The sequence below is a fragment of the Boseongicola aestuarii genome, from assembly GCF_900184815.1.
GTDB classification, from domain to species: Bacteria; Pseudomonadota; Alphaproteobacteria; order Rhodobacterales; family Rhodobacteraceae; genus Boseongicola; species Boseongicola aestuarii.
This window is the reverse complement of sequence record NZ_FXXQ01000002.1, coordinates 517,650-534,925: the sequence shown is the minus strand read 5'-3', so window position 1 is coordinate 534,925 and position 17,276 is coordinate 517,650. Positions and strand designations below refer to the sequence as shown.

Genomic DNA, 17,276 nt, shown 5'->3' with positions numbered 1-17,276 from the left:
CATTGTGCCGCCCCTCATTGCCACGGCCCTGCGCGAAGACTACCTTTTTGGTCAAACGCGATAAAAAGGATGGCCGCATGCCATTGATCCGCTCTTTGACGCTGGCCGCCGTGTTGGCTGCTGCAACCCCGGCCTGGACCGAGCCTGCATCGGGCAGCTATCTGGCCGCGCGCTCTGCCATGATGGCGAACGACTATGCCAAGGCCGCGCAGCAGTTCACCCGTGCGCTGCTGCGAGACAGCCGCAATCCGGTTTTGCTGGAAAACGCTCTGACGGCCTATATCGGGCTTGGCGATCTTGAGCGCGCCGCGCCGCTGGCCCGGCGCCTGACCGAGGTCGGCACGCAAAGCCAGCTTGCAGCACTTGCGCTGGCGGGTGATGCCGGCGTGCGCGGCAACTGGGATGCGCTTTTGGCAGATCTGGACGCGGGCATGACTGTGGGACCGTTGTTCGACAGTCTGCTCAGGGCCTGGGCCGAACTGGGTGCGGGCCGGATGAGCGATGCTTTGGACGGGTTCGACGCGGTCTCGGGCAATCAGGGCGTCGAAGCGTTCGGGCTTTACCACAAGGCGCTTGCGCTTGGGTCAGTCGGTGATTTTGAAGGTGCGGCAGCGATTTTCGCGGGCGAGGGCGGCACGACGATCCGCCTGACGTCGCGCGGCATCATCGCCTATGCGCAAGTGCTCAGTCAGCTTGAACAGACACAGGTGGCCATCGATCTGCTGGAAGCGTCGTTTGGCTCGAATTTGAACCCGCAGCTTGCGGCCATGAAAGAGGTGCTGGAAGCAGGCGGAACGCTGCCTTTCGACACGGTGCGCAACCCGACGGACGGAGTCGCGGAGATCTATCATTCCATCGGCGGGGCGCTGCGCGGTGAAGCGCAGGACGGCTATACGCTGCTTTATACCCGCATGGCGCTTGCGGTTCGCCCGGATCACATCGACGCCCTGCTGGCGACGGCTGAAATCCTTGAAAGCCTTGGGCAGTTTGAGCTTGCCACTGCCGTCTACGACACGGTGCCCGAGACCTCGCCGGTCTATCACGCCGCTGAGCTTGGGCGCGCTGCAGCCCTGCGCCGGTCGGGTCGCACGGACGAGGCGATCGAGGCGCTTGTGCAGCTTACCGAAACCCACGGCGATTTGCCGTCCGTTCAGATCGCGCTGGCGGATGCCTATCGTCAGGTCGAGGATTTTCAGGCCTCGCTTGAACCCTACGCCCGCGCCTTGGAGTTGATCGGCACGCCGCAGGAACAGCACTGGCTGGTGTATTTTGCCCGCGGTATTTCGCATGAACGCCTTGACCGTTGGTCCGACGCCGAGGCCGATTTCCGCGCCGCGCTGGAATTGCGCCCTGAACAACCGCAGGTGCTGAATTACCTTGGGTATTCCTTCCTTGAGATGAACGAAAACCTCGACGAGGCGTTGGACCTGATCGAACGCGCGGTCGAACAGCGTCCGGATTCCGGGTATATCGTCGACAGTCTTGGCTGGGGTCTTTACCGCGTTGGGCGTTACGCCGAAGCCGTTGGCCACATGGAACGCGCGGTGGAATTGTTGCCGGTCGATCCGATCGTCAACGACCATCTGGGCGATGTCTACTGGGCCGTGGGCCGCGCGCGCGAGGCTGAATTCCAGTGGCACCGCGCCTTGTCGTTCATCACCGAAGACACCGACCCTAACGACGTTGATCCCGAGCGCATTCGCCGAAAGCTTGAAGTCGGTCTGGACGTTGTTCTGGACGAAGAAGGCGCGCCTCCGCTGACGGTTGCGAACGAAGATGGTTAAGGTCTTTGCGCCTGCAAAGATCAACCTGACGCTTCACATTACCGGCCAACGCGACGACGGCTATCACGAGCTGGACAGTCTTGTGACCTTTGCGACGGTGGGGGATGAGCTTTGGCTTGTCGAGGCCGGAATCAATTCGCTTACGGTTGAAGGCCCCGAGGCCGCAGGCGTTCCGGCGGACATGAATAACCTTGCCATGAAGTCCGCGCAATTTGCCGGCGCGGGGCGGCAGGCGGCGATCACCCTGACCAAACACCTGCCAGCGTCCTCCGGGATTGGCGGCGGCTCGGCAGATGCCGCAGCCGCGTGGCGCGGGATGCTCGCCCTTGGCCCTGAGGGTGAAGCACAGGCCGAAACGCAATTCGCCATGCCCGAGATCCTCTACGAAACGCAGGCGCGTGCCTTGGTTGCGCTGGGGGCGGATGTGCCCATGTGCGTCATCAGCCGCCCGCTGCGCGCCCGTGGGATCGGGGAAAAAATCACGCTGGTGGACCTGCCGCAGGTGGCTTGCGTTCTTGTCAATCCGCGCGTGCCCGTCGCCACGCCACCGGTGTTCAAGGCATTGGAAAAAAAAGATAACCCACCGATGCCCGAGGACCTGCCTACCTTTGCGGACGCCAGCGCACTGATCGACTGGCTGGCCGGGCAGCGAAACGATTTGCAGGGTCCTGCCCTGTCGATTGCGCCGGTCATCGGCAAGGTGCTGGCGCGTCTTGCAGAGTGTCCGGGCGCGGGGCTTGTGCGCATGTCCGGTTCGGGCGCGACCTGTTTCGCGCTTTTTGCCGAGATCGACGACGCCAAAGCCGCCGCACAGGCAATCCGCGACGATCGCCCGGACTGGTGGGTCGCCGGGTGTATTCTTGGCGATATGTTCCAAAAGAGTTTGCCGGTCGTCTGAAAATCCGACGTCGCCCCTTTTCCATCCGACGCGCGCGCGCTAGCTCTGACAAAAGAGGAGCCGTGCCCATGCTGACAGTCATTTCCCCCGCTAAACGTCTCGATTGGTCCGAACGGTCCGTGTCGCCCACGGAGCCGGATTTTCAGACCGAAGCGGCGCGTCTGGCGGGGCATGCGCGGCAGTTGACACTTGGCAAACTGAAGTCCCTCATGGATTTGTCTGACGATCTGGCGCGTCTGAACCGCGACCGGTTTCGTGCGTTCCAAGATGCGCCGACCCTCGATCTGACCCGCCCGGCGGTCTTCGCCTTTGCGGGTGACACCTATCAGGGGCTTGAGGCCGAAACGCTGGACGGTGATGCGTTGGAACGCGCGCAAGATCATCTTCGCATTCTCTCTGGGCTTTATGGTGTGCTGCGTCCGCTTGATGCGATCCAGCCTTACCGCTTGGAGATGGGCAGCCGCCTGAAGACCCGGCGAGGCACGTCGCTTTATGATTTTTGGGGTGACACGATTGCCAAGTCCCTGAACGCGGATGCCGAGGCCGTCGGTACGGAATTTCTGGTGAATTGTGCCAGTCAGGAATACTTTGGCGCAGTCGATCTGAAGGCGCTGAAGCCCAGGGTCATCACACCGCAGTTTTTCGAACTGAAAGCTGGCACGCCGAAGATCGTCAGCTTTTTCGCCAAGAAAGCGCGTGGTGCGATGGCGCGGTTCATCATCGAAAACCGGGTCACCGCGCCCGAGGGCTTGCGCGATTTCGATCTGGGTGGCTATCGTTTCCAACCCGACCTCGGGGATCCAACAACGCTTGTGTTTCACCGCGACGAACAGGCCGCAATAAAGGCCGCCTAAGCGCCCTGCAGGCTGCTCTGACGCGTGGCTTCGAAATGCTCGGGCGGCGCGTCTTCCATAGGCAGGCAAGGCCGGGCATCCAATGGCTGCGCCGTCACGATGAAGTCAATAAGCTTCTGTTTTTTCAACGGTTTCGTCAAGTATTCGTCGATACCCGCGGCCAGGATATCCTCCTGATGGCCTTCCATTGCATGTGCCGTGACCGCGATGATCTGGCAGGGTTCCAGTCCGCGTTCGGCCTCTATCGCGCGGATCCGCCGCGTGGCTTCCTTGCCGTCCATTTTCGGCATCGAGATGTCGGTGAAAATGATGTCCGGGCGGGCGGCTTCGAAGGCGGCGACCGCCTCAAGCCCGTTTTCGGCGAACGCCAGATCGATATCCAGCGCCTTCAGCATCTTTTCAAACACGAACTGGTTGGTCCGATTGTCTTCCGCCGCAAGAACGCGCATCCGACGAGGTTCGTCGCGCGCCGGGTCCACAGGTGGAGGGTCGTCTGTCTCTGGCGCGGGATCGGGCGTCACCGGCAGATCGACCAACATCTCGACAGGCTCGGGGACTTCGGGCGGCATGGCGTCTTCGATGGGCGGGTTCGAGCCAGCGGGATTGCGCAACGGCGCGTGTCTGTCGTCGTCCTCGCTATGGGGAGCGACAGTGACCGGCGGGCGCAGTTCGCCTAAGCCCTCCATCATCGCGGCGCGCAACATCGGGCGCGGCAAGAGACGGTCAAAAGTCATGTTTTCGGGCACCTTAGACGGGCCGACGACGACCTTGAACAACCCGGCCGGTTTGAAACGAGCGCGTATTTCCGCCGCCGCCTCGAACGGATCGCGACCGTCCGTCGATTGCCCGACGACGATCACATCCATCGGTCCGGGCCGTCCTGCCACCAGTTCCTCAAAGCTCTCGATCAGTACGGGTTTCAGCCCGACCAGTCCAAGCTGTTTGGCGAGCACAGTCCGGTTCATGCCCGCATGTTCGACAATAAAGGCCCGCTCAAGCCAAGGCGGCGCGGTCACGTCTTCCGCTTCGATATCCACCGTCGACGTCAGTGGCAGCCGGAACCCGAAACCCGACCCGACGCCTTCGCGCGAATCCAGCCAGACTTCGCCGCCCATCGCTTCGACCAAGCGCTTGGTGATCGCCAGCCCAAGCCCGGTCCCGTCGTGCGCCCGATCCTGATCGTTCTCGACCTGCTGAAACTCTTTGAAAACGCTGTCGAGCTTTTCTTCCGGGATTCCGATGCCGGTGTCTTCCACCGTGATGTGCACCTGATAATCCGTCTCGTTTTCGCCCGGCAAACCCACCACGCGGATCAGGACATGACCTTGCTCGGTGAATTTGATCGCGTTCCCGACGAGGTTGGTCAGCACCTGCCGTATCCGCCCCGCATCACCGATGTAGGCCGTTGGCATGAACAGATCGTAATCCACCGCGATCTGCAGCCCCTTGTCACGCACGCTGGGCTGCAACAAAGTCACCACATCGTGAATCGAGCGCTCAAGATCGAACGGCGCGGACTTGAAACTGATCTGCTCGGCCTCGATCTTCGAGTAATCCAGCACATCAATGATAATCACCAATAGCGCCTCGCCCGAGGATCGGATCGTTTCGGCAAAGGCCTTTTGTTCGGCGTCCAGTTCCGTTTCCGCCAGCATTTCCGCCATCGCGACCACGCCATTCATCGGCGTCCGGATCTCGTGGCTCATGTTCGCCAGAAACGCAGATTTCGCGCGATTCGCAGCTTCGGCCGGCCTGCGCGCCTCGCTCAATTGTTCTTCGCGGATTGCCTGTTCGGTGACGTTCAGCGCCAACGTGACCAGATCTCCGTTGCGCGTGCGCCGGTCGATCAGGCGAAGGAATTGGCCATTCCAGAGCTTGAGCAAGGCATGATCCACGCGGTCGCTGTTGTATCGCTCCAGCATGTCCGCCTGCCATTTCCGAGAGGCCACGCCCCCAAGATCAACGATCCCCTCGTCGGCCAGCAATTCGATAAGTGTCGGAATGGAAACGCCGGGCCGGACCATGTCGAGGCCCTCGAAAATGGACAGAAACGCACGGTTCGCCGCGATCAAAAGGTTGTCGGGATTGAACACCGCAAATCCGTGCCGGATGGTCTCAAGCGAATCCCACAGGCGCCGCTCGGCGATGACCATGGCGCTTTTCGCTTGCACCAGACTGTCGCGCGCCACATCGACCTCGGATTTCAGCGTCTCGGCCTGGCTGCGCACCCGTCCCATTTCCTCGCGGCTTGAAACGATCTCGCCCGAGAGCTTGCGCGCATGGTGCGACAATTGCCGGTTGGCCTCGCCAAGCTCGGACTTCAACTGGGCCATCAACTTCTCGGCCGCCAACCGCGCGCGCCTTTCAGCTTCAAGTTCTTCGACAATATCCATCGGCCACTCCGTCGCCCGTCGCTTGTCCGCAACTCGAAACGTTATGGCCTACACAGAGTAAATAAGCTCTTAATCTCTATGAACATCACAAGCAGGGCGCGCCTCAGTCGCGATAAAGCAAAGCCTGCAGGCTGCGCCGAAACGCCTCGCCGTCGGACCCCAATCGCGCCATCATCTCGGCCTCGAACGCCGCAGCGACGGGCGTCATCGTGGCAATCAGATCCTGACCTTTGTCGGTCAACTCCAACGCCAACAACCGCGCATCCGCAGGATCGGGGCGCCGCAGAATGAAGCCAGCGGCCTCCAGCCGCCCCGCCGCCCGGCTGACCCGGCTTTTCTCCATTGAAACCTGCTTTTGGATATCGCGCACACTGACGCTTGGTGACTGGCTCAGATGCGCCAGAACCCGCCATTCGGCGACGCCGATGCCGAACCGGGCGTGATACTCCGCCTCGAAGGCGCGGCTGGTCCGCTCGGCCAGCACGGCAAGCTGATAAGGCAGAAAAGCTTCCAGATCAAAGGCACTCATGCGCCCACAAAGCCACAATCGCGCGCAATTGCCCAGCCCATCTCTGCGCGCCCTGCGCATGTCGCAGACACCGGACAACCGCGCGCGAACCTGTTAACACTAAGCGCAAAGGAGGCCCCGCCATGACAGAATTCGATCGCCACCTGAAGGCTACCCTCGCTGAAATCGAGGCCGACGGGTTAATGAAACGCGAACGCGCGATCACTTCGCCGCAATCGGCGCACATCACGGTCGGCGGCAGGACGATGCTGAACCTCTGCGCCAACAACTACCTAGGTCTCGCCGACGACCCCCGCCTGATCCATTCCGCCAAAGCCGCGCTCGATGATCACGGTTTCGGCATGGCGTCGGTCCGTTTTATCTGCGGCACGCAAGACCTGCATCAGACGCTCGAGTCCCGCCTCGCCACGTTTCTCGGAATGGAAGACTCGATCCTGTTCGCCGCCTGTTTCGACGCGAACGCAGGCGTCTTCGAGCCGCTGCTTGAGGCGCAGGATGCAGTGATCTCGGACGCGCTCAACCACGCCTCGATCATTGACGGTATTCGGCTGTGCAAGGCCCAGAGATACCGCTACGCCAACAACGACATGGCCGACCTTGAAGCCAAACTGAAAGAGGCGCGCGCCAACAACGCCCGCTTCATCATGATCGCGACGGACGGGGTCTTTTCTTTGGACGGTACACTGGCCAACCTCGCGGAAATCCGCAGGCTCGCAGACACCTACGATGCGCTCTTGATGGTCGACGACTGCCACGCCACCGGCTTCATGGGGCCCAAAGGCGCCGGCACCCCGGCCCACGCAGGTATCAGGGCCGACATTCTGACGGGCACGCTTGGCAAGGCCATGGGCGGCGCCATCGGGGGCTACATCGCCGCCTCGAAGCGCATCGTCGATCTCTTGCGCCAACGCGCCCGCCCTTACCTGTTTTCCAACGCACTGCCCCCCATGGTCTGCGCCGCAGGACTGAAGGCCATCGATATCGTGGAGGCCGGCGACGACCTGCGCGCTCAGCTCTTTGACAACACTGCCTATTGGCGAAATGCCCTTGAGTCGGCTGGCTTCAAAACCCTTCCGGGCAGCCACCCGATCGTCCCCGTGATGCTGGGCGACGCCCGGCTGGCGCAAGACATGGCCGCGCGCCTCGGCGCCCTTGGCGTCTATGTTGCGGGCTTCTTCTTTCCGGTCGTGCCAAAGGGGCAGGCCCGCATCCGCACCCAGATGAACGCAAGCCTCACGAAAGACGACCTTGACCGCGCCGCAGAAGCCTTCCAACAAGCCGGCGAGGAAACCGGTGCAATTTGATTAAAATTTTACTTCTTTTTGGCTTAAATATCCAAATCCGACGCTGCCCCGCAGAAAGCCGTTCACAATGACGAACCAGATGAAAGCCCTCGCCAAAACCATGCCTGCGCCGGGTCTTGATATGATCGACGCTCCGGTGCCGGCGATCGGGCCCGACGACGTGCTGATCCGCATTCACAAGACCGGAATTTGCGGTACTGATATTCATATCTGGGACTGGGATGAATGGGCTGCCAAAACCGTGCCGGTGCCGTTGATCACAGGCCACGAATTCGCCGGTGAAATCGTCGACCTTGGCCGCAATGTTACCGACCTCACGCTTGGTCAGCGCGTCTCGGGCGAAGGTCACCTGATCGGCAAACACTCGCGTCAGTCGCGGGCAGGCAAGTTCCACCTGGACCCGCAAACGCGCGGTATCGGCGTCAACGAACAAGGCGCTTTCGCGGAATACCTGCGGCTTCCAGCCTTCAACGCCGTGCCCTTGCCGGATGAGGTCGACGACGAGATTGGTGCCATCCTCGATCCGCTGGGCAACGCGGTTCACACGGCGCTCAGCTTTGATCTGGTGGGCGAGGATGTACTGGTCACCGGGGCCGGGCCGATCGGGATTATGGCCGCCGCCGTGGCGCGTCATGTGGGTGCGCGGCACGTTGTGATCACAGACGTCAATCCGACCCGTCTGGCACTGGCCGAACAGGTCGCCGATGTGGTGCCGGTCAACGTTGCGACAGAGGACTTGCGAGATGTGATCACAAAACTCAAGATGAAGGAAGGCTTCGATGTCGGCCTTGAAATGTCGGGCAACCAGCGGGCGCTGGATCAGATGGTTGAGGCTCTTGTGATGGGCGGCCGGATTGCGCTATTGGGTATCCCGCCGGGCAAATCCCCGGTCGACTGGTCGCGCATCGTGTTCAAGGCGATCACGCTGAAAGGCGTCTATGGTCGCGAGATTTTCGAGACCTGGTACAAGATGATCGCGATGCTGGAAAACGGTCTGGACGTCAGAAAGGTCATCACACACCGCATGTCGGTCGATGACTACCGTGCCGGCTTTGAAACGATGAAATCCGGTCAGTCCGGGAAGATCGTTCTGGATTGGACCGGGGTCTGAACAAGGATAGGCCGCACTGTGACCGGACGGCGGCGCAGCCCTGCTGAATTGACATCGTTGCACGTGCAACGATATACAGAAAGCAAGAATGGAGCGCACGTCATGACCCAGACCAAGGGACTTTCTGGCCTGACCCAGGCCGCGACTACATCCGGCACCACGCCGGGCTATATGCCCGGCTTTGGCAACGATTTCGAAACCGAAGCCCTGCCCGGAGCATTGCCGCAGGGGATGAACTCGCCTCAACGCGTGAATTACGGACTCTACGCCGAACAATTGTCCGGCACAGCGTTCACCGATGAGCGCCCCGAACGGACCTGGTGCTATCGCATTCGCCCCTCGGTCAAGCATTCTGCACGCTATGCGCGCGCCGAGTTGCCCCTGTGGAAAACCGCGCCGCATATCCCCGAAGACGTGATCAGCCTGGGTCAGTATCGCTGGGATCCGCTACCACACGGAGACGTGGGACTGACCTGGTTGACGGGGATGCGCACGATGACGACGGCGGGCGACGTGAACACGCAGACCGGCATGGCAAGCCATATCTATCTTGTGACCGACAGCATGGTGGACAGCTATTTCTATTCCGCCGACAGCGAGCTTCTGGTGGTGCCGCAGGAAGGTCGCCTGCGGTTCTGCACCGAACTGGGCGTCATCGACCTGGCCCCGCAGGAGATTGCGATTCTGCCGCGCGGGCTTGTTTATCGTGTCGAAGTTCTGGACGGGCCCGCGCGCGGGTTTGTCTGCGAGAACTACGGCCAGAAATTCGAGCTGCCCGGGCGCGGTCCGATCGGCGCCAACTGCATGGCCAACCCGCGTGATTTCAAGGCCCCCGTCGCGGCCTTCGAAGACCGCGAGGTGCCGTCAACGCTGACGATAAAATGGTGCGGTCAGTTCCATGAGACGCAGATCGCGCAAAGCCCTTTGGACATCGTCGCATGGCACGGCAATTACGCACCTATGAAATACGACCTCAAGACCTATTGCCCGGTCGGCGCGGTGCTGTTCGACCATCCCGATCCGTCGATCTTCACAGTACTGACGGCCCCATCATCGCACCCCGGCACAGCCAATATCGACTTTGTCCTGTTCCGCGAGCGGTGGCTGGTCAGTGAAAACACCTTCCGCCCGCCGTGGTACCACAAAAACGTCATGTCCGAGTTGATGGGCAATATTTACGGTCAGTACGACGCCAAGCCGCAGGGCTTTGTTCCTGGCGGAATGAGCCTCCACAACATGATGCTGCCGCATGGCCCGGATCGCGAGGCCTTCGAAGCGGCGACCACGTCGAACCTTGGCCCAGCCAAGCTTGAGAACACCATGTCCTTCATGTTCGAGACGCGGTTTCCGCAACACCTGACAGAATTCGCGGCTAATGAGGCGCCCTTACAGGACGATTACATTGACTGCTGGACGTCGCTGGAGAAGAAATTCGACGGGACGGCAGGAGAGAAGTGATATGGGCGACATGGTTTTCTGGGCGATCGCGACGGTGGGTCTGATCGTCGGGTTCCGCTGGTGGCAAAAGCGCAAGAAGTGACGTTTCAGGGGGGCTCCGCCCCCGCTGCGCTCCCCCGGGATATTTTGAAACAGAAGAAGGGTAGAAGGCGGTGAAGGTTGCGACGCTGGATCATGGAGGTCGGGACGGGCGGCTGGTGGTTGTTTCGGATGACTTGCAGAGTTACCGCTTTTGCACGGACGCGACCTTGCAGGAAGCGCTGGATATGGGGCGTCTGGTGCCGGAGTTTCAGGATCATTCGTTCGATGTAGCGTATTGCGCGGCCCCCCTGCCGCGGGCGTTTCAGTTTCTGGATGGCTCGGCGTATGTGAACCACGTCGATCTGGTGCGGCGCGCGCGCGGGGCTGAGATGCCCGCGCGGTTCTGGAGTGATCCGTTGATGTATCAGGGGTTGTCGGTGTTTGCCGGATCCGGTGACGAGATAAGGGGCCGCGCCGAGTGGGGTGTGGATTTCGAGGCTGAAATCGCTGTGATCACTTCGGCGGTGCATCAGGGTGTTTCGGCTGAAGAGGCGTCTGGCTTTGTGGAATATGTCATGGTTCTCAATGACATATCTTTGCGCAATTTGATTCCGGATGAATTGTCCAAGGGGTTTGGATTTGTTCAATCCAAGCCGATTTCGGCCTGTTCGCCGGTGGCAGTGACACCGGACGCCTTGCCCGGTTGGGACGGGCGCAAATTGCATGGGATATTGAAGGTCGATCTGAACGGCGCGCCGTTCGGGCGAGCGGATGCGGGCGAGGACATGACGTTTGATTTCGGCGATCTTATTGCGCATGCCGCAAAGACGCGGGCCTTGCCTGCGGGGACGGTGATCGGGTCGGGCACGGTGTCGAACCGTGACCCTGATGGCGGACCGGGCAACCCTGTGGCGCAAGGTGGGCGCGGCTATTCGTGTATCGCCGAACAGCGCATGGTCGAGACGATCCTGAGCGGCGCTGCGGAGACGCCGTTTCTGAAGACCAGGGATCGTGTGCGGATCTGGATGGAGGACGAGACGGGGCAGTCGATTTTCGGGGCCATAGATCAGACAGTGCGGCTTGATCCTTAGCCCGCGGCTTGCCAGTCGCGGATCAGGTCAAGCGGATAGAGCAGCATGATGATGTTCAGCGCAAGACCATCTCGGATCACCCACATCGTGATGCCTTCGTACAGGAAAACGATCGCCACGCTAGCCCAGAGCGGCAATCTTCCGGCAAGCCAGAACCCGACCCACATCGCAACCACATCGGCCACGGAATTGACAACCGAGTCACCAAAGTAGTCCAAAGAGATCGTCACCGCGCGATAGCGTTCGATAATCGCATCCGAGTTTTCGACGATCTCCCAGGCGACCTCGATGAAGGTCGCGATCGTGAGGCGCCACGGCACCGAGACGCGCCGCGCCACCAGCCAAAGCCCTGCATAGAACATTAGGCCATGCAGAATATGACTGGGTGTATACCAATCCGACAGGTGCTGGGAATTCTCGCTCGACATGGTTTCGCCGTGCCACAATTTGATCACGCCACAAGTGCAGATCGGCTCGCGGCCGATCCACAAGAGCCAGACGGCCATGGCCAGAAGCAGGGCCACAGTCAGCGCATAAGGGGTGGCGTTGCGTTGCATAAGCCAAAGGAATCACGTCAGTATCATTCCGTCCAGCAAAAAAGGTAGAGTACGGATGAATGCACATGTGACGCCGTGGCTGGCGATGGCTTTGAACAACGCCTGGGCGAATGCGACGCTTTATCAGTCCATCAAGGCTCTGCCGCCGCAGGCCTCTACCGCCGCTCGGCCGGGTTTTTTTGGATCGCTGGCTCAGACGATGAACCATATCTTTGAGGTTGATCTTTATTACCTCGATGCGCTGGAAGGCGGAGGACATGGTCGTTCGGTTTTCGACAGAAAGGCGGTGACGGGCGCTGCAGAACTTGCGCGCCTGCAGCTTGAGGCAGATATCCGGTTTGCGACATTCTGCGGGCGACTAAATGACAACACACTTGCCGAAAAACGTACCACGGATCGCGAGACAGGGCCGGTCGAGGAGAACGTCGCGGCGCTGATCCTGCACCTTGTGCAGCACCAAATCCATCACCGTGGTCAGGCGCATGTGCAATTATCGGATGCGGGCATTCCCCCGCCTCAGTTGGATGACTTTTACCTCACGCATGGGCGCGTTCCGTCGGCCGAAGCCTATTGGTCGTAAGCCTAGTGAGGTTCGACCGGGACGCGTCCCTCTTCAGTCAGGGCAAAACAGGCACCGCCCTCAAAGACGACGGGCACCAGTTCCTGTCCATAGCCCGCGCCGGTGTCGATGTTGACGCGGTTGCCATAATGCGTCGGCTCGTCAATCGGGGTATGGCCATGGACGATCAGGGCTTCGTGGCTTTCCAGCCGCCACAGGAATTCGTCGCGGATCCACAAGAGATCGTCTTCGTCCTGCGTGTCCATGGGAAAGCCGGGACGAATGCCTGCATGAACAAAAATCATTCCCGCAAGTCTATGATACAAAGGCATCTTTTCAATAAACGCCACATGCTCTTCCGGCACGGCCTTTCTGGCACGGGCGTGGAACTTGGCAGCGCTTTCAAGCGTGCGTTTTTCGATGCCATAGGATCGCAAGGTATCCTGACCGCCCATCGACGGGCTGAGCCAGTTCAGATCCTTGCGCAACCGGCCATCGGTCGTCTCACCGGTGCGGATGTAGTTCGAGAAAAACCGATCGTGGTTGCCCTTGATGACCAGCCAGTCCGCGCCGGCGTTCATCCCGTCGATCAGAAACTGAATTACGCCCCGGCTGTTCGGTCCGCGATCCGTCAGATCGCCGATGTGGATGACCGGAGACGCCCCGTTTCCCGAGGCGGCGTCAATCGCAATGCGTCGATGGGCGATCTGAAGCTGCTCCAGATGCCCATGCACGTCACCAATGGCATACACTCGGTCACTCATATGTTTGGCTTAGGTCCGGCAAAGGATCGGGGCAAGACGTTTCGTGTAAGTCCTGCCCCAGATCTCGGGTTAACGGGTCACTCGACGTCAAACTGAAGCGGGCGCACCTGCTGGAAAAGACCCTTATCTTTCAACGCCTTGATCGCGACATCCGGCACGGGCTCGTCTACGTAAAGCAGCGCAATCGCGTCCTGACCTTTTGTTGACCGGCCCAGCGTAAAGTTCGCGATGTTCACGCCATTTGCGCCCATCGTGTTGCCCAAAGCGCCGATGATGCCGGGAACGTCCTCGTTCGTGGTATAGACCATGTGAGCGCCGACCTCGGCGTCGATGTTGATACCCTTGATCTGGATGAACCGTGGCTTGCCGTCCGAAAACACCGTCCCGGCAATCGAACGCTCGCGCTTGTCGGTCACGACCGTCAGCTTGATATAGGCGTCGAACGCGCCGGTCTTGTCCTGCGTCGTCGTCGAAATATCGATGCCGCGGTCTTTAGCGATGACGGGTGCCGACACCATGTTCACGTCAGGGTTCGCGGCCTTCATGATCCCGGCGATGACGCTGGCATTCAGCGCGGCGGTGTTCATTTTGGCCACCTGCCCGTCGTAAAGCACGTTGATGGCGCGCACAGGTTCGTCGGTTAGTTGCCCGACGAAGGCGCCAAGATGTGCGGCCAGCTTCAGCCATGGTCCCATGACCTTGGCTTCTTCCGCTGTCACCGACGGCATATTCAGCGCGTTCGAAACAGCGCCCGTCAGCAGGTAATCCGACATTTGTTCCGCCACCTGAAAGGCGACGTTTTCCTGCGCTTCGGTGGTGGCCGCGCCGAGGTGCGGAGTGACAACTACGTTGTCCAGATTAAACAGAGGGCTGTCGGTCGCAGGTTCCACTGCGAAGACGTCGAATGCTGCGCCGGCGACGCGTCCGTCTTTCAGAGCTTCGGCCAAAGCCTCCTCATCGACCAACCCGCCACGGGCGCAGTTCACGATCCGCACGCCCGGTTTCAGCTTGGCGATATTCTCGCGCGACAGGATGTTCTTGGTCTTGTCGGTCAAAGGCACATGGAAAGTGATAAAGTCCGACCGCTCCCACAGTTCGTCCAGTTCAACCTTGGTCACGCCCATCTTCGCGGCGCGTTCTTCGGACAGGAAGGGATCATAGGCGATCACTTTCATCTTCAGGGCCCGTGCCCGGTCGCAGACGATCCCGCCGATGTTACCCGCACCCACGACGCCCAGCGTCTTGGCGGTCAACTCGACCCCCATGAACCGGGATTTCTCCCACTTGCCCGCGTGTGTCGAGGCGCTCGCTTCGGGGATTTGGCGCGCCACGGCGAACATCATCGCAATCGCGTGCTCTGCCGTCGTGATCGAGTTGCCGAACGGCGTGTTCATCACGATGACGCCCTTTTTCGACGCCGCCGGGATATCCACGTTGTCTACCCCGATTCCGGCGCGGCCGATGACCTTCAGTTTGCCGGCCGCGGCCAGAATCTTGTCGGTCACTTTCGTCGCCGAGCGGATCGCCAGACCGTCATATTGTCCGATCACTTCCAGCAGGCGGTCTTTGTCTTTTCCAAGACCCGGCTCGAAATCCACATCGATGCCGCGATCCCGGAAGATCTGAACGGCGGTTTCGGACAGCTTGTCGCTGACCAGCACTTTGGGTTTGTCTTGCATTTTCGTTAATCCATAGAACGGGCGCACCGACGTGATACCGACGTTAAACCGACGTCACACCGACACGCGAAAATTGAGGTCAGGCCGCCGCTTGAAGCGCCGCGATTTCAGTTTCGAAAGCCCAGTCGAGCCATGGCATCAGCGCCTCGATATCGCTGGTTTCCACCGTCGCACCGCACCAGATGCGCAGCCCCGCAGGCGCATCGCGATACGCCCCGATGTCCAGCGCCACACCTTCTGCTTCCAGCCGTTTCGCAACCGCCTTGGCAAAAGCCGCCCCATCGGTGATGCGCGTGTCCGTGAACTTGAGGCAAACGCTGGTGTTCGACCGCAACGTCGGATCCGCCGCCAGATTGGCGATCCAGTCGCGGCTGTCGCAAAACGCATGGATTGCGGCTGCGTTGGCGTCGGCACGCGCGATCAGACCCTTCAGCCCGTCAACGCTCTCGGCCCAGTTCAGGGCTTGCAGGTAATCCTCGACGCACAGCATCGACGGCGTGTTGATCGTGGCGCCTTCAAAGATATCGCCAATGATCTTGCCGGCCTTGGTCAACCGGAAAATCTTCGGCAAAGGCCAGGAAGGTGTATAGGTTTCAAGGCGTTCCACAGCGCGCGGGCTGAGAATGATCATGCCGTGCGCGGCCTCGCCGCCCAGCACTTTTTGCCAGGAATAGGTCACCACATCCAAGCGATCCCAGGGCAGGTCCTGCGCAAAAGCGGCAGAAGTCGCATCGCAAATCGTCAGGCCCGCGCGGTCGGCAGGGATTTCGAACGCGGCAGGAACCCGCACACCGCTGGTGGTGCCGTTCCACGTGAAAACCACATCCTTGTCGAAGTCCACGGCGTCCAGATCAACGATCTCGCCATAGTCTGCGGTGCGCACCACGGCGTCCAGTTTAAGCTGCTTCACGGCATCCGTGACCCAGCCGGCTCCGAAGCTTTCCCAGGCCAGCATTTCGACGGGTCGCTGCCCAAGCAGGTTCCACATCGCCATTTCGACCGCGCCTGTATCGGATGCGGGCACGATGCCGATGAGGTAATTCTCAGGCACTCCCAGAACACGGCGGCTCTGGTCTATCGCCAGCTTCAGCTTGGCTTTGCCAACTGCCGCGCGATGCGAACGGCCCAAAGGCGCGTCGCTTAGATTTTCAAGAGTAAAAACAGGAGGTTTGGCACAAGGGCCAGACGAAAAACGCGGATTTGCCGGCCGCGTTGCCGGAATCGTTATATTCATTTCTGAATATCCTCACAGATATGCGCCCCTCGTTGGGGAGGGGTGTCCCGCGGATCGGATTACGTCGCGATCAGGGCTTTCGCAAGCGCCAATATGACGGTAGAGGGCGAAAAACCGTCGCAACCCGCACACGGATGTTCACCATCGGAAACCCGGAGCTGCCCATGTACGCCATTTCTCTCCTTGCCGCGCCCGGTCGCCTTGATCCGGCGCTTGTTACCTCGCTTCAAACCGCGTTTGGCGCAGGCTCGGCACAATGGCTCGCCCCAGACGAGGCGGCGGAGTTCCCAGTTGTATCAACACCTTCCAACTTTGAGGAAGTCCGCGTGCAGATCGCCCAGATGGGTGTCGATCTGAATATCGTTCCGGCGACAAACCGCAAAAAGCGTCTTCTCATAGCCGACATGGACAGCACGATGATCGGTCAGGAATGTATCGACGAACTGGCGGACGAAGCCGGCGTCGGTGCGCGCGTCGCCGACATCACCGCACGAGCCATGAACGGCGAGCTTGATTTCGAAGCTGCCATCGACGAACGCGTCGGTCTGTTGAAAGGCCTGCCGCTCGCAGTGATCAAATCGGTCCTCGAAACCCGCATAACACTCGCGCCCGGCGGCGAAACCCTGCTCAAGACCATGAAAGCCAACGGCGCTTACGCGGCCCTCGTTTCTGGTGGCTTCGTGCAATTCACTTCCGCCATCGCCGCCCGCCTCGGCTTTGATGAAAACCGCGCCAATACCCTGCTGGAGGACGGAGACACCCTCTCCGGCAAGGTCCAGCGCCCGATCCTCGGGCAGGAAGCCAAAGTCGAAGCGCTCAATGACATCACGGCAAGACTGAACATCACAACCGAAGACGCCATCGCTGTCGGAGATGGCGCAAATGACCTCGCCATGATCCACCGCGCCGGCATGGGCGTTGCGCTTCACGCCAAACCCACCGTCGCTGCCGCGGCCCCGATCAAGGTGAACCACGGCGACCTCACAAGCCTTCTCTTCCTGCAAGGCTATGCCAAGACAGACTTCGTCTGACTGTTCTTT

The 17,276-nt window shown here is 60.5% G+C and carries 15 protein-coding genes; 9 read left to right on the top strand and 6 right to left on the bottom strand.

Going from position 1 to position 17,276, the window contains the following annotated elements; genetic code table 11:
* The first annotated feature begins 77 nt into the window (after window positions 1-77).
* From BOA8489_RS05690 to yaaA, 3 genes are all read left to right on the top strand, one after another.
* Window positions 78-1,784, top strand: coding sequence for a tetratricopeptide repeat protein (locus BOA8489_RS05690; protein WP_093973068.1), 1,707 nt, complete (start codon window positions 78-80; stop codon window positions 1,782-1,784).
* A complete protein-coding gene (locus tag BOA8489_RS05685) occupies window positions 1,777-2,682 on the top strand; it encodes a 4-(cytidine 5'-diphospho)-2-C-methyl-D-erythritol kinase (protein WP_093972994.1) in 906 nt (301 codons plus the stop codon). Before BOA8489_RS05690 ends, BOA8489_RS05685 begins: the two co-directional genes overlap by 8 nt.
* Before the next feature lie 68 nt (window positions 2,683-2,750).
* Window positions 2,751-3,536 carry a peroxide stress protein YaaA gene (gene yaaA, locus BOA8489_RS05680; RefSeq protein ID WP_093972993.1) on the top strand — a complete coding sequence of 262 codons (786 nt, stop codon included), beginning with the start codon at window positions 2,751-2,753 and terminating at the stop codon, window positions 3,534-3,536.
* On the opposite strand, the gene BOA8489_RS05675 is transcribed toward yaaA, so the two are convergent.
* Both BOA8489_RS05675 and BOA8489_RS05670 read right to left on the bottom strand, forming a co-directional pair.
* Window positions 3,533-5,929 (bottom strand): ATP-binding protein, encoded by a 2,397-nt coding sequence (locus tag BOA8489_RS05675; RefSeq protein WP_093972992.1) that lies wholly within the window; start codon window positions 5,927-5,929, stop codon window positions 3,533-3,535. The genes yaaA and BOA8489_RS05675 overlap by 4 nt on opposite strands.
* Window positions 5,930-6,032: 103 nt before the next feature.
* Window positions 6,033-6,458, bottom strand: coding sequence for a MarR family winged helix-turn-helix transcriptional regulator (locus BOA8489_RS05670; protein ID WP_093972991.1), 426 nt, complete (start codon window positions 6,456-6,458; stop codon window positions 6,033-6,035).
* Between the two features lie 122 nt (window positions 6,459-6,580).
* Between BOA8489_RS05670 and BOA8489_RS05665 the strand changes: the two genes are divergently transcribed.
* The 4 genes from BOA8489_RS05665 to BOA8489_RS05650 all read left to right on the top strand — a co-directional run bounded on the left by BOA8489_RS05665 (window position 6,581) and on the right by BOA8489_RS05650 (window position 11,443).
* Window positions 6,581-7,762 carry a glycine C-acetyltransferase gene (locus BOA8489_RS05665; protein ID WP_093972990.1) on the top strand — a complete coding sequence of 394 codons (1,182 nt, stop codon included), beginning with the start codon at window positions 6,581-6,583 and terminating at the stop codon, window positions 7,760-7,762.
* Between the two features lie 67 nt (window positions 7,763-7,829).
* Window positions 7,830-8,873: an L-threonine 3-dehydrogenase gene (gene tdh, locus BOA8489_RS05660; protein WP_093972989.1), complete on the top strand. Its 1,044-nt coding sequence runs from the start codon at window positions 7,830-7,832 to the stop codon at window positions 8,871-8,873.
* 102 nt (window positions 8,874-8,975) lie between these two features.
* Window positions 8,976-10,331 (top strand): homogentisate 1,2-dioxygenase, encoded by a 1,356-nt coding sequence (hmgA, locus tag BOA8489_RS05655; RefSeq protein WP_093972988.1) that lies wholly within the window; start codon window positions 8,976-8,978, stop codon window positions 10,329-10,331.
* 152 nt (window positions 10,332-10,483) lie between these two features.
* The gene (locus BOA8489_RS05650; protein WP_093972987.1) at window positions 10,484-11,443 is read left to right on the top strand and encodes a fumarylacetoacetate hydrolase family protein; all 960 of its coding nucleotides are present in this window, start codon (window positions 10,484-10,486) and stop codon (window positions 11,441-11,443) included.
* On the opposite strand, the gene BOA8489_RS05645 is transcribed toward BOA8489_RS05650, so the two are convergent.
* Window positions 11,440-12,000 carry a DUF2585 domain-containing protein gene (locus BOA8489_RS05645; RefSeq protein ID WP_093972986.1) on the bottom strand — a complete coding sequence of 187 codons (561 nt, stop codon included), beginning with the start codon at window positions 11,998-12,000 and terminating at the stop codon, window positions 11,440-11,442. The two genes, BOA8489_RS05650 and BOA8489_RS05645, sit on opposite strands and share 4 nt — an antisense overlap.
* A 55-nt stretch (window positions 12,001-12,055) precedes the next feature.
* Here BOA8489_RS05645 and BOA8489_RS05640 point away from each other — a divergent pair, with 55 nt between their 5' ends.
* Window positions 12,056-12,580 carry a DinB family protein gene (locus BOA8489_RS05640; RefSeq protein ID WP_093972985.1) on the top strand — a complete coding sequence of 175 codons (525 nt, stop codon included), beginning with the start codon at window positions 12,056-12,058 and terminating at the stop codon, window positions 12,578-12,580.
* A gap of 2 nt (window positions 12,581-12,582) precedes the next feature.
* Here BOA8489_RS05640 and BOA8489_RS05635 read toward each other — a convergent pair whose 3' ends face one another.
* The 3 genes from BOA8489_RS05635 to BOA8489_RS05625 form a co-directional block, all read right to left on the bottom strand.
* Window positions 12,583-13,323, bottom strand: coding sequence for a metallophosphoesterase (locus BOA8489_RS05635; RefSeq protein ID WP_093972984.1), 741 nt, complete (start codon window positions 13,321-13,323; stop codon window positions 12,583-12,585).
* Between the two features lie 77 nt (window positions 13,324-13,400).
* On the bottom strand, window positions 13,401-15,002 hold the full coding sequence (gene serA / locus BOA8489_RS05630) for a phosphoglycerate dehydrogenase (protein WP_093972983.1): 1,602 nt from the start codon (window positions 15,000-15,002) through the stop codon (window positions 13,401-13,403).
* 79 nt (window positions 15,003-15,081) lie between these two features.
* Complete coding sequence (locus BOA8489_RS05625; RefSeq protein WP_093972982.1) at window positions 15,082-16,236, bottom strand: phosphoserine transaminase; 1,155 nt, start codon at window positions 16,234-16,236, stop codon at window positions 15,082-15,084.
* Between the two features lie 164 nt (window positions 16,237-16,400).
* Here BOA8489_RS05625 and serB point away from each other — a divergent pair, with 164 nt between their 5' ends.
* A complete protein-coding gene (gene serB, locus BOA8489_RS05620) occupies window positions 16,401-17,267 on the top strand; it encodes a phosphoserine phosphatase SerB (RefSeq protein ID WP_093973067.1) in 867 nt (288 codons plus the stop codon).
* Window positions 17,268-17,276: the final 9 nt, after the last annotated feature.

What these genes read in the sequence shown, in the direction of transcription:
- BOA8489_RS05670 (WP_093972991.1), bottom strand. Translation starts at nt 6,458, where the DNA reads ATGAGTGCCTTTGATCTGGAAGCTTTTCTGCCTTATCAGCTTGCCGTG.
- serB (WP_093973067.1), top strand. Translation starts at nt 16,401, where the DNA reads ATGTACGCCATTTCTCTCCTTGCCGCGCCCGGTCGCCTTGATCCGGCG.
- BOA8489_RS05635 (WP_093972984.1), bottom strand. Translation starts at nt 13,323, where the DNA reads ATGAGTGACCGAGTGTATGCCATTGGTGACGTGCATGGGCATCTGGAG.
- BOA8489_RS05645 (WP_093972986.1), bottom strand. Translation starts at nt 12,000, where the DNA reads ATGCAACGCAACGCCACCCCTTATGCGCTGACTGTGGCCCTGCTTCTG.
- tdh (WP_093972989.1), top strand. Translation starts at nt 7,830, where the DNA reads ATGACGAACCAGATGAAAGCCCTCGCCAAAACCATGCCTGCGCCGGGT.
- BOA8489_RS05690 (WP_093973068.1), top strand. Translation starts at nt 78, where the DNA reads ATGCCATTGATCCGCTCTTTGACGCTGGCCGCCGTGTTGGCTGCTGCA.
- hmgA (WP_093972988.1), top strand. Translation starts at nt 8,976, where the DNA reads ATGACCCAGACCAAGGGACTTTCTGGCCTGACCCAGGCCGCGACTACA.
- BOA8489_RS05625 (WP_093972982.1), bottom strand. Translation starts at nt 16,236, where the DNA reads ATGAATATAACGATTCCGGCAACGCGGCCGGCAAATCCGCGTTTTTCG.
- yaaA (WP_093972993.1), top strand. Translation starts at nt 2,751, where the DNA reads ATGCTGACAGTCATTTCCCCCGCTAAACGTCTCGATTGGTCCGAACGG.
- BOA8489_RS05640 (WP_093972985.1), top strand. Translation starts at nt 12,056, where the DNA reads ATGAATGCACATGTGACGCCGTGGCTGGCGATGGCTTTGAACAACGCC.
- serA (WP_093972983.1), bottom strand. Translation starts at nt 15,002, where the DNA reads ATGCAAGACAAACCCAAAGTGCTGGTCAGCGACAAGCTGTCCGAAACC.
- BOA8489_RS05675 (WP_093972992.1), bottom strand. Translation starts at nt 5,929, where the DNA reads ATGGATATTGTCGAAGAACTTGAAGCTGAAAGGCGCGCGCGGTTGGCG.
- BOA8489_RS05665 (WP_093972990.1), top strand. Translation starts at nt 6,581, where the DNA reads ATGACAGAATTCGATCGCCACCTGAAGGCTACCCTCGCTGAAATCGAG.
- BOA8489_RS05685 (WP_093972994.1), top strand. Translation starts at nt 1,777, where the DNA reads ATGGTTAAGGTCTTTGCGCCTGCAAAGATCAACCTGACGCTTCACATT.